At 72.2% G+C, this 15579-nt stretch carries 12 protein-coding genes; 6 read left to right on the forward strand and 6 right to left on the reverse strand.

Annotated features, from left to right (window positions below; translation table 11 throughout):
• The first annotated feature begins 65 nt into the window (after positions 1 to 65).
• Together ABH929_RS04940 and ABH929_RS04945 are read left to right on the forward strand one after the other, a co-directional pair.
• Positions 66 to 1904, forward strand: coding sequence for a phosphatase PAP2 family protein (locus ABH929_RS04940; RefSeq protein ID WP_404560349.1), 1839 nt, complete (start codon positions 66 to 68; stop codon positions 1902 to 1904).
• A gap of 110 nt (positions 1905 to 2014) precedes the next feature.
• Positions 2015 to 2887: a L,D-transpeptidase family protein gene (locus ABH929_RS04945; protein ID WP_404560350.1), complete on the forward strand. Its 873-nt coding sequence runs from the start codon at positions 2015 to 2017 to the stop codon at positions 2885 to 2887.
• Positions 2888 to 2902: 15 nt separating this feature from the next.
• On the opposite strand, the gene ABH929_RS04950 is transcribed toward ABH929_RS04945, so the two are convergent.
• A complete protein-coding gene (locus tag ABH929_RS04950; RefSeq protein WP_404560351.1) occupies positions 2903 to 3715 on the reverse strand; it encodes a methyltransferase domain-containing protein in 813 nt (270 codons plus the stop codon).
• Positions 3716 to 3717: 2 nt separating this feature from the next.
• A complete protein-coding gene (locus tag ABH929_RS04955) occupies positions 3718 to 4515 on the reverse strand; it encodes an HAD-IIA family hydrolase (protein WP_404560352.1) in 798 nt (265 codons plus the stop codon).
• Positions 4516 to 4711: 196 nt separating this feature from the next.
• On the opposite strand from ABH929_RS04955, the gene ABH929_RS04960 reads away from it, so the two are divergent.
• Both ABH929_RS04960 and ABH929_RS04965 read left to right on the forward strand, forming a co-directional pair.
• Entirely contained in the window at positions 4712 to 5416 is a 705-nt protein-coding gene (locus ABH929_RS04960; RefSeq protein WP_205463844.1) for a TetR/AcrR family transcriptional regulator, read from the forward strand.
• A 30-nt stretch (positions 5417 to 5446) separates the two neighbouring features.
• The gene (locus ABH929_RS04965) at positions 5447 to 6091 is read left to right on the forward strand and encodes a TrmH family RNA methyltransferase (RefSeq protein ID WP_263091229.1); all 645 of its coding nucleotides are present in this window, start codon (positions 5447 to 5449) and stop codon (positions 6089 to 6091) included.
• 91 nt (positions 6092 to 6182) lie between these two features.
• Here the strand turns inward: ABH929_RS04965 and ABH929_RS04970 are convergent, their stop codons facing one another.
• Positions 6183 to 7184, reverse strand: a complete 1002-nt coding sequence (locus tag ABH929_RS04970) for a LacI family DNA-binding transcriptional regulator (protein ID WP_404560353.1) — start codon at positions 7182 to 7184, stop codon at positions 6183 to 6185.
• 120 nt (positions 7185 to 7304) lie between these two features.
• Between ABH929_RS04970 and ABH929_RS04975 the strand changes: the two genes are divergently transcribed.
• On the forward strand, positions 7305 to 8108 hold the full coding sequence (locus ABH929_RS04975) for an NAD-dependent epimerase/dehydratase family protein (protein ID WP_404560354.1): 804 nt from the start codon (positions 7305 to 7307) through the stop codon (positions 8106 to 8108).
• A 130-nt stretch (positions 8109 to 8238) separates the two neighbouring features.
• Here the strand turns inward: ABH929_RS04975 and ABH929_RS04980 are convergent, their stop codons facing one another.
• The 3 genes from ABH929_RS04980 to ABH929_RS04990 are packed head-to-tail and all read right to left on the reverse strand — an operon-like array spanning position 8239 to position 11749.
• Complete coding sequence (locus tag ABH929_RS04980; protein ID WP_205463849.1) at positions 8239 to 10320, reverse strand: YhgE/Pip family protein; 2082 nt, start codon at positions 10318 to 10320, stop codon at positions 8239 to 8241.
• The gene (locus ABH929_RS04985; protein ID WP_404560355.1) at positions 10317 to 11087 is read right to left on the reverse strand and encodes a hypothetical protein; all 771 of its coding nucleotides are present in this window, start codon (positions 11085 to 11087) and stop codon (positions 10317 to 10319) included. Before ABH929_RS04985 ends, ABH929_RS04980 begins: the two co-directional genes overlap by 4 nt.
• Positions 11084 to 11749 carry a TetR/AcrR family transcriptional regulator gene (locus tag ABH929_RS04990; RefSeq protein ID WP_263091227.1) on the reverse strand — a complete coding sequence of 222 codons (666 nt, stop codon included), beginning with the start codon at positions 11747 to 11749 and terminating at the stop codon, positions 11084 to 11086. Before ABH929_RS04990 ends, ABH929_RS04985 begins: the two co-directional genes overlap by 4 nt.
• Positions 11750 to 11910: 161 nt before the next feature.
• On the opposite strand from ABH929_RS04990, the gene ABH929_RS04995 reads away from it, so the two are divergent.
• Entirely contained in the window at positions 11911 to 15555 is a 3645-nt protein-coding gene (locus tag ABH929_RS04995) for a S8 family serine peptidase (protein ID WP_404560356.1), read from the forward strand.
• Positions 15556 to 15579: the final 24 nt, after the last annotated feature.

A 15579-nucleotide genomic window follows, 5' to 3' on the forward strand; every position in this document is an offset into this window, starting at 1 on the left:
GTCGTGGTGATTCCAAGTCGGTACCAAGAGAGGAGCGCCGCTCGGTCCCCGGGCGGCCACCACACATGCGCAGAACCGCTGTCCGCGGGGTGACCGTCGCCGTCGCCGCGACCGCACTCGTGCTCGGGACGCCCCTCGTCGCCCAGGCGGCCACGACGTACCCGAGCGACTCCGCCAAGCCCGACCTCGTCTCGCTGCTGAGCGGGTACGACCAGTTCTGGACGTCGAGCGGCGCCAACGACCTGCACGGCACCGTCGTCGACCCGACCACGCTGGCGAAGAACGACCAGCTGACCTCGTGGATCAACCAGAACGCCACCGCGGCGCAGCAGTTCACCGCGCTGCAGGACTCCGAGTACCAGAACGCCACGAACACCGCCTACGACCAGTCCTCCACGGTCGCGCAGGGGCTCGGCGACGTGCTCGAGAAGGCGTACGTGCAGGGCCGGCTCGACGGCGCCCTGCCGTTGACGAGCGCGGTCATCAACAGCTCGAACGGCAGCACCGGCGCGTACGTGAGCACCGGTACCGCGAAGGCCCACTACAGCTACCCGCGCCCCTACCTGCCCGCGACCACCACCGCGACGCTCCCCGCGACCGACGACCAGACCGGCTGCGCCCCCGCGACGGTGAACGCCTCGTCGGTCTCCGCCAACCGCGCCGGCAAGGCGTGGGCATCGGCCGACGGCACGCTCGACATCACCCGCGTCCCGGTCGCCACGGACACCACGCACGAGTTCTCGCCGAACGACGTCGTCCTCGACCCCGGCTACGGCACCGCGGGCATCTGCACCGGCGGCTCGTACCCCAGCGGACACACCACCACGGCGTACCAGGCCGGCATCACCCTGGCGACGCTCGTCCCCGAGCTCGCGCCGGAGATCCTCGCCCGCACGTCGGAGAACGGCAACGACCGCATCGTGCTCGGCGTGCACTACCCGCTCGACATCATGGGTGGGCGCATCGACGGCGAAGCCGCCCTCGCAGCCCGCTGGTCCGACACCCAGTACCGCACCGACGTGCTCGAGCCCGCTCGCGCCGAGCTCGTGCAGTACCTCGAGCAGCAGTGCGGCGACACCCTGGCGAACTGCATCGCGAAGGAGCAGCCCTACACGAACACCCCCTACGGCGGGAAGGCGATCCCCGGCGGAACCGCCCAGGTCGTCACCGACCGCGCCTCGGCCGTGCGGGTCTACCAGGAGCGCATGACCTACGGTTTCGCGAAGACCGGGACCGCCGGCCAGGCGCCGTCCGTCCCCGCCGGCGCGGAGAACCTGCTCCGCACCACGTTCCCGACGCTGACGGACGCCCAGCGCACGTCGGTGCTCGCCCAGACGGAGATCGACTCGGGCTACCCGCTCGACCAGACCGGCACGGCGAACGGCTCGTGGGAGCGACTCGACCTCGCCGCAGCGACGAGCGCGACCGTGGCGGTCGCCTCGAACGGCGCCGTCAAGGTCCTGTCGACCGGCGGCACCGCGCGGGTGCTGACCGGTGTCCTCACGGCGCCGCACGGTTCGTCGGTCGCAGCGGGGTCGAAGCTGGCGCTGGCGGGCACGGGCTTCACCGCCGGTGCGACGCTGTCCGTCGTCCTGCACTCCGACCCCGTCACGGTGGGCACCCTGACCGTCGCTGCCGACGGCACGGTCGCCGGCACCGTGACGATCCCCGCCGGCACCGCCACCGGTGCGCACACGGTCGACCTCGTCGCCAGCACGGGCGACTCGGTGCTGGCCGCACCACTCGCCATCACCGTCACCCCGGCGGCGGCGGCGACCGGCGGGACGGGAACGGGATCCGGCACCGGCGGGACGGGCACGGTCGGGACGGGCACCGGCGTGGCGACCGACCCCGGCGCGACCACGGGCGGCACCGGCATCCACCTGCCGGTCGTCAGCGGCTGACCCGCTCGCATCACCGCACCACAGATGCGACCGGCCGGTGCCCGCACCCGCGGGCACCGGCCCCGCCGCTCTCCACCCTCCCCGCTCTCCACCCTCCTCGGAGCCACGTCATGCACACGCGCACCATCTGGGCCACCGCCGGTGCCGCACTCGCCGTGCTCGCCGCGGCCGGGCTCGTCACGACCGCGCTCCTCGGCAGCGACCGCACCGCCGCCGCACCGGTGACGACCCCGGCCACGGCACCGGCCAGCGCCGCGCCCGCGGTCCCGCACGTCGACGCCGCCGCGGTCGCGAAGCTGCCGGAAGCGCAGTACTCCGCCGTCATCGCCGGCCTGATGCCCTTCGACCGCACCGTGCGGTCGGACACCGTGTTCCACCTGACCGCGGACGCACCCCTGTTCGGTGCCCACCGCGACCGCCCGGTCGCCCGTCTCGCCGCGCAGGACTTCCTGCGGCAACCGACCACCGTCGTCGGGGTCGAACGCGACGGCGACTGGGAGCTCGTCCTCACCCCTGCCCGCCAGCAGTTGCCGTCAGCCGCGGGGACCACCGGCGCCGCCGCGCAGACCGCGGCGTGGGTGCCGGTCCGCGCGCTCCGGGAGACGGCGACACCGCGCTCCCGGATCGTGATCTCGACGACCGACCAGACCGTGTCCGTCGTGAACGCGGCCGGCACGACCCTGCAGCGCTTCGACGCCGGAGTCGGCACGGCGGACACCCCGACGCCGACGGACGTGACCGGGTACCTCGAACAGCGCTACGTCGACCCGGCCCAGGGTACGGGGGACCACCCGATCCAGCTCACGTCGTTGCACTCGGGGGCCGCCGACGAGCCGTACGGCGGCCACGACGGCGGGCTGATCGGCCTGCACTGGAACGCCACGACCTCGGGCACGGTGTCGCACGGCTGCGTCCGGCTCGACGCCGATGCCGTCGCCGCGGTGAACGCACTGCCGCTCGGCACCCTCGTCACCGTCGAGTGACCCGCCGCTGACCCCTCAGGGCTTGCGGCCGACGGCGAAGACGCGGCGGAACGGGTACACGGTGCCGTGGGTGCTCGCCGGGTACGCCTCGCGCAGCGCCGCCCGGTACCGCTCGACGTACTCCGCCGTCAGCGCACCGGTCGGGTCGGCGGCGTCGAGGGCAGCCAGTGCCGGTCGCAGCCCGGTGCCGCGTACCCAGTCGAGCACCGGGTCCTCGCCCGGCAGCAGCTGCGCGTAGGTCGTCTCCCACGCGCGGGCCGTGAAACCGGCGTCGAGCATGATGCCGAGGTAGCCGGCGGGGTCGAGCACCGGGTCCTCGCGCAGCACGCCGTCGAGCGCCGACGCCCAGGGACCGGAGGCCCCGATCGACCGCATCAAGGCGTGCGACGGGGACCCGAAGTTGCCCGGTACCTGCATCGCGAACCACGACCCGGACGGCATCGCGTCGAGCCACCGCGGCAGCAGCGCCACGTGTGACGGCACCCACTGCAGCGCCGCGTTCGTCACGACCACGTCGTCGGTCGGCCCGGGCGTCCAGTCCTCGATCGCCCCGAGCTCGAACGACAGGTTCGGCAAGCCCGCCAGAGCGGGGTCGGCCGCAGCCGATGCGAGCATCTCCGCCGAGCTGTCGATCCCGACGACCGGCGACGAACGCCACCGCGCTGCCAACGTGGCGGTGAGGGCCCCGGGACCGCAGCCCAGGTCGACGACGCGACGCGGGGCCTCCTGTCCGTCACCGGCCGGCCACGCGACCTGCGCGACCAGGTCGTGGAAGGGACGCCCGCGGTCGTCCGCGAACGCGGCGTACCGCGACGGGTCCCAGCGCATCGCTACAGCTCGACCTCGAAGGGGGCGGTGCGGACGAGCTCGTGCACGCCGGAGATGACCTCGCTCGGGCGGAACGGGTAGCGGTCGATCTCGGCCTGGTCGCTGATGCCCGTCATCACGAGGACGGTGTGGAGCCCCGCCTCGATGCCGGCCTGCACGTCGGTGTCCATCCGGTCGCCGATCATGCCGGTGTTCTCGGAGTGCGCGCCGATGCGGTTCATCGCCGAGCGGAACATCATCGGGTTCGGCTTGCCGACCACGTAGGGCTGCTTGCCGGTGGCCTTCTCGATCATCGCGGCGATCGCACCCGTGGCGGGCAGGACCCCCTCGGCGCTCGGGCCGGTGGCGTCGGGGTTCGTGACGATGAAGCGGGCGCCGTCGCGGATCAGACGGACGGCCTTGGTGATCGCCTCGAACGAGTAGTTGCGGGTCTCACCGACGACGACGTAGTCGGGAGCGGTCTCGGTCATGATGAACCCGGCTTCGTGCAGGGCGGTGGTCATGCCGGCCTCGCCGATGACGAACGCGGAGCCGCCGGGCATCTGGGACTTGCAGAAGTCGGCCGTGGCGAGGGCGCTCGTCCAGATGCGCTCCTCGGGGACGCGCAGGCCCGAGCTCCGGAGCCGGGCGCTGAGGTCACGCGGCGTGAAGATCGAGTTGTTCGTCAGGACGAGGAACTCGGTGCCCTCGTCGAGCCACTGCTGGATGAGCTCGGGGGCACCGGGGAGGGCCTGGTTCTCGTGGACGAGCACGCCGTCCATGTCGGTCAGCCAGCACTCGACGTCGTCGCGGGTCGCCATGGCCTCACCCTACTGCGCACGGCCGACGGGCCGGCTCGCCGGTCGGGTCGCTGCGGTCGGGTTCCTCCGAAGGGGCCGGGAGGCGCGGATCGGCTCTTGCGCGTCGCCGACGGACCCGAGATGGTCGAGACACCGAACGCCATTCGGCTTTGCCCTAGGCTTTTCGAGACCCGTACTGAATCAAGGAGACCCCGCCGTGCTCGTCGAACCCGGATCCCCGACCGCCGCGCCCCGATCCGCCACCGCGCCGGCCACGGACGCGGTTCCCGATCTGGTCGAGGTGGCTCCGCGACGACGTCGTGGACGGCCGAACGTGCTGAGCCGCGAGCAGGTCATCGACGCCGCGACGGCGATCGCGAACGAGGACGGCCTGGACCGCCTGTCGTTCCGTGCGCTCGGGGTCCGGCTCGGCGTCGCGCCGATGACCGTGCACCGGACCATCGGCGGCCTCGACGACCTGCACGCCGAGCTCGTCCGCCGCACGGTCGACGAGTTCACCGCCACCTTCGTCTGGCCGGACGAGTGGCACGCGGTCGTCCGGGTGTTCGCGGGGACCTTCCGCGACCTGATGCGCACCCACCCCCTGGTGCTCGAGTCGCACAGCCGCCGTGGGGCACTGGTGTCCACCGAGTCCGACGCCGTCGTGGCGAAGGTCGTCGGGGCACTGTGTGACGCCGGGCTGCCCGAGGTCGAGGCCATGTACACGTTCTTCGTCGTGTACGACTTCGTCGTCGGCCACACCTCGGTGCAGATCGGCCGGGGCGACGACGACACCGGGCGCCCCGAGCGGCACACGCTCGTCGGGCAGATCCTGGGGGAGCACTCGTACGACGCCCGCTTCGAGCTGGGCCTCGACGTGCTCATCGCGGGCATCGAGTCCCGCGTCGCCCGCGGCGCCTGACCCCGCGCGCCCGCGCCGTACGCTGGTGCGGTGACCACTGCGCCCGAACCGTCGCACGAACTGACGACGAACGGTGTCGGCCCGCACCCGGAACCCTGGCCCGACGACCCGCGACTCGACCCGGAACTGCTGGCGGCGGGGGACCCGCGGAACGTGCTCGACCACTTCCGGTACTGGTCGATGGACGCCATCGTCGCCGAACTCGACACCCGCCGGCACGCGTTCGACGTGGCGATCGAGAACTGGCAGCACGACCTGAACATCGGCTCGATCGTGCGCAGCGCCAACGCGTTCCTGGCCGGCACGGTCCACATCATCGGGCGGCGGCGCTGGAACAAGCGCGGCGCGATGGTCACCGACCGGTACCAGCACGTCCGGTACCACCCCGACGTGCAGGCGTTCCTGGCCGCGATGGCCGAGGAACAGCGCCCGGTGATCGCGATCGACAACACCCCCGGTGCCGAGCGCATCGAGACCGCCGCGATCCCGGAGCGGTGCGTGTTCCTGTTCGGACAGGAGGGCCCCGGGCTCACCGACGAAGCCGTGGCCGGGGCGTCCGGGCACCTGGAGATCACGCAGTTCGGGTCGACGCGGAGCATCAACGCCTCGGCGGCGGCCGCGATCGTCATGCACTCGTGGATCGTGCAGCACGCGGAGTTGCCGGACGCTTCCTGAGCAGAAACGGTCGGGTACGGGCCCTGGACCCGACCATTCCTGCGCACGAAGCGGGCGGGGCGGACGTAGGGCGGGCCTCCCGTCAGCCGCGTCAGCGCGGAGCGGTGGTGCGGCGCGCGACCAGGCGGGGCTCGACCAGGGACTCGCTGGCGGCGAGGCCCGGGTCGGCGATGCGGGCGAGCAGGCGCTCGCCGGCGCCGCGGCCGATCTCCACGCTGCGGTCGTCGATGCTCGTCAGGCCGACGTAGCGTGTGGCGGCGACCGGGGTGTCGTCGTAGCCGATGACGGAGACGTCCTCAGGGACCCGGAGTCCGCGTTCGGCGAGTTCGGACAGTGCTCCGAGGGCCATCACGTCGTTGGCGGCGAACACCGCGGTGACGTCGGGGTGCTCGTCGAGCAGGGCGCCGAGGGCGCGCGAGCCGGCCTCTTCGGTGGGTTCGCCGGGCAGGACCACGACGGCGACGCTCGCGCCCGCTGTCGGCGCCCCGGCCGCTGCGCCCTCGAACCCTGCGCGGCGTTCCTTCGACGCCGCCGAACTCGCCCCCACGAAGCCGAGCCGCGTGTGGCCCAGCGCGAGCAGGTGCTCCGCGGCCATCCCGCCGCCGGCCCGGTCGTCGTTCGCCACGGTGTCCGCGCGGGGGATCGACACGCGCCCGCCGGCGATGACGACCGGCATCGACGCCGGGATCGCCAGGTCGGTGTCGGGCTCGCCGGCGATGACGATGCCCTCGACGCGCATGGACAGGAAGCCCTCGACCGGCGAGGCGTCGAGCCCCGTGTTGAGGAACCGATCCGCCACGACGAGGCGGTGGCCCTGGTCCTGCAGGGCCTCGCGCAGGCCGGTGAGCAGGTCGACGAACCACTGGTTCCGGAAGTCGTCGAGGACCACACCGACGGTACGGCTGCGGGTGCCGGCGAGGGACACGGCGGCAGTCGAGGGCCGGTAGTCGAGCTCCTGGATCGCCGTCAGCACGGCGGCACGACGCTGCTCGCTCACCCGCGGGGAGCGCTGCAGCACCAGGGAGACCAGGGACTTCGAGACCCCGGCGCGCGCGGCGACGTCGTAGATGGTCGCGGGTTTGCCGTCTCCCATGATGCGCTTCGACCTCCGTTGGTTCGTCCGTCGATCGTAGCGGGCGGCGTGACACGGGCGGTCACGCTGTGGTCGACCACCTGGGGGAACTGCTCGCGCGCCGCGGGTAGCGTCCGCGGCATGGCGACGCTGCTCATCTCCGGGGCCGCAGGACGCATCGGGGCGGCTCTCCGACCCAGGCTCCTGGCGGCTGGACACGACCTCGTCCTGCTCGACGAACGGACGCCCGACGACCCGGTGTCCGCCGGCGAACGGTTCGTCTCCGGCTCGGTGAACGACCCTGCCGCGCTGGACGACGCGCTCGCCGGGGTCGACACCGTGGTCCACCTGGCCGGCATCCCGACCGAGGCCGCGTGGGACGACCTGCTCGCGGCCAACCTGACCGGCACGAAGAACGTGCTCGAGCGGGCGGCGGCGAACGGCGTGCTCCGGGTGCTGCTCGCGAGCTCGATCCACGCGGTCGGCCGGGTCCCCGAGCCCCTCGACGAGCCGGGCAGCGTGCCGGGCGATCGACTGCCGCGGCCGGACACCTACTACGGCGTGACGAAGGCGGGGATGGAACTGCTCGGCAGCCTGTTCGCCGACCGGTACGACATGTCGATCGTCTCGGCGCGCATCGGGGCCTTCGGCGAGCAGCCGTCGTCGTCGCGAGCACTCCTGATGTGGAGTTCGCCCGACGACCTGGCGCGCCTGGTGCTCGCGACCGTCGACCTGCGCGAACCGGGGCACCACGTCGTGTGGGCGCTGTCGCGGAACACCGGGTCGCCGGCCGACCTGCGGGCGGGCGAAGCGATCGGCTTCGTCCCGCGCGACGACGCGTCCCGTGCGCTCGACCCCGACGCTCGGGCGGACCTGCCGCCGGAGGACCTGCGGTTCCTCGGCGGCGAGATGGTGTCGTTGCCCCTCGGGCGCAGCACTTCGTGAGCAGAGATGGTCGGGTGGCCTGACGGCACCCGACCTTTTCTGCGCACCATGCGAACGCGGACGAACGCGAACGCGAACGCGCGCGAACGCGGGCGAACGCGAGCGCGGACGAACGCGCGCCCCGCGCCCGCTACCCGATCAGGCTCGGGCGCAGGTCGCGCAGCGTGCGGGAGCGGGTCTGCCGCGCCGTGACCACGAAGGACACGAGCAGCGCCCCGAGCAGCCAGCAGAGCAGCACACCGGCGTCGGACCACGCGGCGCCGAGGTTCCCGCCGTACATCGTCTGCCGGATCGCGTCGACCGAGTACGTCATCGGCAGCGCGAAGTGCAGCGCCGCCAACGGTCCCGGCAGCGTCTGCCACGGGAACGTCCCGCCGGCGGTGACGAGCTGCACGAGCATGAGCACCAGGCCGAGGAACTGTCCCACCGAGCCGAGCAGCACGTTGAGCGCCATGATGATCGCCGCGAAGGTCGCCGAGGCCAGCACCATGATGCCGATCGTGCCGCCGACGTGCACCACGTTGAGGTCGAGGGCGAACCGCACGATGAAGAACAGCGCGACCATCTGCACCAGGCCGAGCAGCGCCGGGGTCAGCCAGCCGCCGAACACCACCGCGAGGGGCTTCCGCACCGCGGTGATCGCCCGCTTCGAGATCGGCTTGAGGATCAGGAACAGCGCGTACATGCCGATCCAGGCTGCGAGCGAGATGAAGAACGGCGCGAGCCCGGCGCCGTAGTTCGACGCGGCTGCGACGTTGTCGTCCCCGACCTTCACCGGGTCGGAGATGACCGAGGCCTGCGACTCGCGCTCCGAGGCGTTCGACGCGGGGATCTTCGTGCGGCCCTCGTCGAGCGACGCGGCGAGCTTCGAGGACCCGGTCTTCAGCTTGTCCAAGCCGGAGACGAGCGACGAAGCACCCTTGTCGGCGGAGGCTGCGCCCGTGGCGAGCGACGAAGCACCTGACGACAGCGTGGGTGCGGCGGACGCGAGCGCCGACGTGCCGGCTGCCACCTGCGAGGCGCCCGACGAGAGCGTGGACGCCCCGGTCGCCGCCGACGCGATGCCGGCGGACAGCTCGGGAGTCGCGGCCGCCAACGACGAGGTACCGGCCGCGACCTGGGCCGATCCGTCGCGGAGCTGGTCCACCGACGACTTCGCGGTGGCGTAGGTCTTCTTCGCCTGTGCGCCCGTGGTGTTCACCTGCGTGACGGCATCCGTGACGGTGGCGGTCAGCGCGGCCTGCTGCTCCTCGGTGAGTTCGACGCCCTCGGGGAGGTTGTCGGTGATCCCGGCGAGCACGGTGCGGGCGTCGAGCGGCTGCAGCGCGTCGACGTCGGAGCTGTACCCGTCGATCTGGTCGGCGAGCCTCTTGTTGCCGGCGGCGACCTTCTGTGCCCCGTCGTTCAACTGCTGCGTCTGCGACGGCAGCGAAGCGGTCTGCTGCTGCGCGCTCGCCAAGCCCGAGGCGAGCGTCGCTGCACCCGAGGCCACCTGCTGCGCCCCGCTGTCCAGCTGCGCGGTCTGGGAGGGCAACGACGCCGTGCCGGACGCGAGCTCCGCCGCGCCGGACGACAGCTTGCCGGTGCCGTCCGCCAACTGACGGGCCCCCGAGTCCGCCTTCGCGGTGCCGGAAGCGAGCTGGTCGGCACCGTCCACAGCGTCGCCGAGGCTGTCGCGGACGTCGGCGAGCCCGACGAGCAGGGTCTTCGCCGCCTGCTTGCCGACGCGCTCGGCGACGGCGGTGCGCATGGTCTTGCCCGCCTGCTCGGCGATCGTCGAGGCCAGGTACGAGTTCGTGTCGGCCGTCGTCATGACGAGCTTCGCCTGCGTCGGGTCGTCGGACTGCGCGGACACCAGGTGCTCGGAGAAGTCGTGGGGGATCGTCACGACGAAGTCGTAGGTGCCGTTCCGCACGCCGGAGCGCGCGTCCGAGGCGCTGGTCTTCGTCCACTTGAAGTCGGCGCCGTCGATCGCCTCCTTCGTGACGTCGGTGCCGTAGTCGACCTGGTCGCCGTCGAGCGTGGCGCCGGCGTCGAGGTTGACGATCGCCGCCGGGATCTGGTCGAGCTTGGCGTACGGGTCGCGGTTCGCCCACAGGTACGCGCCGCCGTACAGCAGCGGCACGATCATCAGGGCGATGAACGCCAGTCGTGCGAGCGGGGTCGCGGTGAGCCGCGCCAGTTCGGCGCGGACGAGCGAGGTGGTGGTCACGGGGTTGCCTCCGTCGGGACGGTTGCGGATTCTGCGGTGACGGAAGGGCCGGACGGGAGGCCCGGCTCGGTTCCGTCGGACAGGGCCGCGTCGTCGGGACCCTCGGTCGGGAGCGCGACGTGCGTCGCGGCGTCGTCGTGCGTCTGGATGGTCTCGGTCGTCTGGATGGTGTCGAGCAGGGCCTCGACGGTCGCGGCTGCGGCCTTCGAGGTCACGAGGACGACGGTCACGCCGCGACGGGCGACGTCGCGGAGCACGGCGAACCACTCCTCGACGATGCCGCCGTGCCGTTCGGGTGCCGTGACGACGACGCCGGTCACGCCGTCGCGGAGCAGGGCGAGCTCGACGAGCAGCTGCACCCGCACAGCAGTCGGCACCCGCTGGACCGGCGTGTCCGCGTAGTGCCCCAGGCCGAGCTCCTCGAGCACGGTGTCGACGTGACCGCGCGAGGGACGCTGTGCGGCGAAGGCGAGTTCCTCGCGCACGATCTGTTTGACGGTCATCACGGGGAAGGGCTCGGCGACGCCCGGGGTGTCGACGAGGGCGAAGGCGCGGCGCACGGCGGCTGCGTCCTCGTGCCCGTCGAGCAGCAGCCGCCCGGTGTCGGGCTGCATCCGGCCGCCGGCGACGAGCGAGGCGAGCACGGGGGCCTGCTCGGTCTCGACGGCGACGACCCCGGGGCGCCCGGGTGCGGCGACGGCGGAGACGACGGGCAGTGCCGCGCCGGGCTCCTCGCCGATGCCGACGTGGTCCAGTTCGAGCGTCATGCGGGGTCCTTCACGGGGGAGACAGTGGAGCCGGCGGCCGGGGCCGCGGGTTCGGACAGCAGTGCGGTGCGCCAGTCGATGCCGGCCATGCCGAGCGCCGACAGCACCACCATGCGCCGTCCCGCCTCGTCCGGGGTGCCGGACCGGGTCGCCTCGTCGAGGACGGCGATGCACGCTCCCTCGACCAGGCGCCCGAGTGTGGCCGGGTCGACGTCGTCGCGCATGGCGCCCTCGGCGATCCCGAGCGTGCACGCCTGACGGACCTGGGCGCGCAGGGGCGCGAACACCTCGGCGACGGGCTCGGCGAACGGGCTGCGCACGGCGACCCGGGCCATGGATCGGACGTGGGAGACCTCGGTCCAGAGGGTCACGGCGATCGCGGCGAGTCGGGCGGCCGGCGGCAGCTCCTGCAGGTCCGAGGTGGTCGGCATGGCCGCGGCGATGCGAGCGGCGCCGGAGGTCACGACCTCGCGCACGAGGTCGTCACGTGACGGGAAATGTCCGTACACCGCGCGGCGCGAGAGTCCGGCGGCCGCGGCGATCGTCTCGATGGAGGCGTCCGGATCGCGCTGCAGGCAGGTCCGTGCCGCGTCGAGGAGGGCCGCCCGGTTCTCGGTCGCGTCGCGGCGGGGTGCGCGTGCGGGGTGGGGAGCAGTGGTCACGAACCCCATCGTAATAACGTGCACACAGGTGTGCAACTTAACAGGAAGGCCGTCCCCCGAACGGGGGTGTCCCCCAAAGTGCGGACTGCCCATTCTGAATGTGAGCGCATAACTTCACAGCAATCTCATGCGAACCACGGACTGAGCCTGGAGTGCCCTCTTTGAACCGTGCAACACCGAACCACGACCCGAACCCGAACTCCCATCGCATCACGCGCGTCCTGACCGCCGGCATCGCCGCCGTGGCCCTGACGTGCGGCGGCCTCGCAGTCGGGGGCGCGGCCTCCGCAGCTCCGACCGGGGTGCCGGTGGCCGACCTGAAGCTCTCCGCACCACTGCGTGACGCCAAGCCCACCAAGACCGTCGCCGCCTTCGTGCGCACGACCGGCCAGGGTGCCCTCGAGGTGGACGCCGCTGCGAAGGGCGGTGACCTGACCAAGTCCCGGACCCAGTCCTCGGCAGCGAAGAGCCGCGTCAAGGCGATCGAGTCGACCACCGCGGCCGTCCGCGCGGCCGTCAAGCGCGCCGACGCCGACTCCACCGAGCTCTACTCGACCGAGTACACCGTCCCCGGTGTCGCGGTCGTCGCCGACGTCTCCGCGCTGCAGGACATCGCGAAGCGCTCCGACGTCGAGAGCATCATCCCGCTGACGCCGAAGAAGATCGTCGAGCCGACGGTGAACGCCGACGCGAGCGCGGCACCGTCCGGCGTCGACCCGAGTCTCGTGAAGCCGGGCGCCGACGGCGTCTCGCCGAAGAACGCCGCGAGCGACGTCTACACGCGCTCGCTCAACGCCTGGCAGCAGACCGGGCACACCGGCAAGGGCGTCAACGTCGCCGTCCTCGACACCGGCCTCGACTACACGCAGGCGGACTTCGGCGGCCCCGGCACCACCGCGGCCTACCAGCAGGCCCTGGCGAACGCGAGCTCCGGCGCCCCGGACCCCAGCCTGTACGACGCGTCGAAGTTCCTCGGCGGGTACGACTTCGCCGGTGCGACCTACAACGCCGACCCGGACGACCCGGCCTACGACCCGGTGCCGGCTCCGGACGACAACCCCATCGACGGCACGGGAGGCGACCACGGCACGCACGTGTCCGGTTCGATCGCGGGCTACGGCCTGACCGCCGACAAGCGGCAGTTCGACGGCGACTACACCAAGCTCACCACGCAGCAGGTGCAGGACATGTGGATCGGTCCGGGCACCGCGCCCGAGGCCGGCCTCTACGCCCTCAAGGTGTTCGGTGACCGCGGCGGTTCCACCGACGTCACGGGCGCTGCGCTCGACTGGGTGGGCCAGGCGCTCACCGAGGGCAAGGACATCAACGTCCTGAACCTGTCGCTCGGCTCCGACTACGGCGCACCGGACGACCCCGACAACGCCAAGATCGACGCACTGACCGCACGCGGGGTCCTGCCCGTGATCGCCTCGGGCAACGCCGACGACTTCACCGACATCGGTGGCTCGCCGGGCAACGCCGAGGGTGCGCTCACCGTCGCCGCGAGCGCCACCGGCCAGTCGCTCTACGACGGCGTGCAGGTCACGGCCCCCGCGAACGTCGCGAAGACCTACCGGTCGCAGTACTCGCAGGACTACACGGGCACGCTGCCGGTCGAGGGCGACGTCGTCGTCCCGACCACGAACATCGACGGCTGCACCGCGTTCAGCGCCACCGACGCCGCGAAGATCGCGGGCAAGGTCGTCTGGCTGAAGTGGACCGACGGCGCCCTCGAGTGCGGCTCCAAGACCCGCTTCGACAACGTCAAGGCCGCCGGCGGCATCGGCGTCCTGCTGGCGGGCACGATCAACACCTTCGACGGGGGGATCGCCGGGAACGCGACCATCCCCGGAGCCGAGCTGACGCTGGGTGCCGTCACGAGCCTCCAGGCAGCTGCCACGGCGGGGACCCTGCACGTGCGCTTCGCGGACGAGCTCAAGGCCTTCGAACTCGCCACCGACCCGGAGGCCGTGAACACGCTCGCCGGGTTCACCAGCCGCGGCGTGCACGGTTCGTTCGACGACATCGTCAAGCCCGACATCGCCGGCCCCGGAGTCAACGTGATCTCGGCGGCCAACGGCACCGGTGACGGCCGCATGTCGATGAGCGGCACCTCGATGGCCACGCCGGACGTCGCGGGCATCGCGGCGCTGACCTTCCAGTCGCACCCCGAGTGGAGCGCACCGCAGGTCAAGGCGGCGCTGATGAACACGGCGACGCACGACGTCAAGGACGGCTCGCGCTCGGCCACCCTGCTCCGGCAGGGCACCGGCCGCGTCGACGCCCTGCAGGCCGTGACCGCCGGCACCACCGTGCGGAGCGTCGAGAACGACCTGCTCGTCACCGCCTCGTTCGGCGTCGTCGAGGTCTCGAGCGCGACGAGTGAGAGCCGCACCCTGCAGATCGCGAACACCGACGGCGTCGCGCACACCTACGACGTGGCCTACCAGCCGCAGGTGTCGCAGCCCGGCGTGACGTTCGCGCTCGACACGAAGCGGGTCACCGTGCCGGCGAACCGCACCGCGACGGTGAAGCTCACCTTCACGATCGCTGACCCGACGAAGCTCCGCCGCGTCATCGACCCCACCCAGGAATCGGTGCAGCAGGGCTACCAGCGCGAGTTCGTCAGCGCCGCCTCGGGCATCGTGGCGTTCACGCCGACCGACACGACCGCGGTGCCGCTGCGCGTCGGTGCGTACCTCGCACCGAAGCCCGTCAGCTCCGTGCAGGGTCGCTCCACCGTCGCCTTCACCGGCCCGGGCAGGTCGGCCGACCTGAAGCTCACGGGACGCACCGTCGACCAGGGCGGCCTGACGACCGGCTACCACGCCGCCGTGGCACCGTTCGTGCTCGGCGGGACGGACCCCGTCGAGTCGTTCCCGGAGGGCTCGGCGAAGCGCTCGCTGCAGGCGGCGGACATCCGCTCCTACGGTGCGAGCTACGACAAGGCCTCGGACACGATCGCGTTCGGCATCCACACGGCCGGTCCCGACGCCAACCCCGGCGCCGTGACCAACGTCGAGGTGCTCATCGACACGAACCGGGACGGCGAGCCCGACTACCTGGTGTACGACGCCAAGTCGGCCACCATCGACGCGACGCTCGCCACGACAGTGGACCTGGCGACCGGCAAGGTCGTCGACGCCCAGCCGCTCAACGGCGGGGCGCCCGGCCAGGACGTCAACACCTTCGACAGCTCGGTGAAGGTGCTCACGACCACGGGTGCGCTGATCGGTGCGAAGGGCACGTTCACCTACTCGGTCCTCACCGAGTCGGCCTACGCCCCGGGCGCCGCGACCACGGGCTCCTCCGTGGTGGACGAGACGAAGAGTGCCTCGTTCGACCCGTCGAAGCCGGCACTGTCCTTCGCGCAGGGCCGCAGCACCGGCGTCCTGTTCGCCGACTCCGGCGCCCTCCGGGTCACCCGGGCGTCGGGTGTCACGAAGGCCACCGTGCTGCTCCTGCACCTCGGCAACGCGTCGGGCAAGCAGGCCGGCACGTCGACCATCTCGGTGACCCCGCCCACGCTCGCGCTCGCCGCGGGCAGCAAGGTGACGGTCAGCGGGACGGCGAAGGTCGGCTCGAAGCTGTCGGCGAACCACGGCAAGTGGAGCACGACGAAGGCGACGTACAAGTACCAGTGGCTCCGCGACGGCAAGGTCGTGCGGAAGGCCACCGCTGCGACGTACAAGCTCGGCACGTCCGACGCGGGACACAGGTTCTCGGTGAAGGTCACCGCGCACGCCTCGGGCTACAAGGACGGCACCGCGACGTCCAAGTCGACCGCGAAGGTCGCGCGCAAGTAGTCGCCGCGAGCGCGTCCGCGCGCC

The organism is Curtobacterium sp. AB7 (assembly GCF_044909335.1).
Lineage (GTDB): Bacteria > Actinomycetota > Actinomycetes > Actinomycetales > Microbacteriaceae > Curtobacterium.

What these genes read in the sequence shown, in the direction of transcription:
- ABH929_RS04940 (WP_404560349.1), top strand. Translation starts at nt 66, where the DNA reads ATGCGCAGAACCGCTGTCCGCGGGGTGACCGTCGCCGTCGCCGCGACC.
- ABH929_RS04985 (WP_404560355.1), bottom strand. Translation starts at nt 11,087, where the DNA reads ATGACGCTCGAACTGGACCACGTCGGCATCGGCGAGGAGCCCGGCGCG.
- ABH929_RS04975 (WP_404560354.1), top strand. Translation starts at nt 7,305, where the DNA reads ATGGCGACGCTGCTCATCTCCGGGGCCGCAGGACGCATCGGGGCGGCT.
- ABH929_RS04950 (WP_404560351.1), bottom strand. Translation starts at nt 3,715, where the DNA reads ATGCGCTGGGACCCGTCGCGGTACGCCGCGTTCGCGGACGACCGCGGG.
- ABH929_RS04955 (WP_404560352.1), bottom strand. Translation starts at nt 4,515, where the DNA reads ATGGCGACCCGCGACGACGTCGAGTGCTGGCTGACCGACATGGACGGC.
- ABH929_RS04970 (WP_404560353.1), bottom strand. Translation starts at nt 7,184, where the DNA reads ATGGGAGACGGCAAACCCGCGACCATCTACGACGTCGCCGCGCGCGCC.
- ABH929_RS04945 (WP_404560350.1), top strand. Translation starts at nt 2,015, where the DNA reads ATGCACACGCGCACCATCTGGGCCACCGCCGGTGCCGCACTCGCCGTG.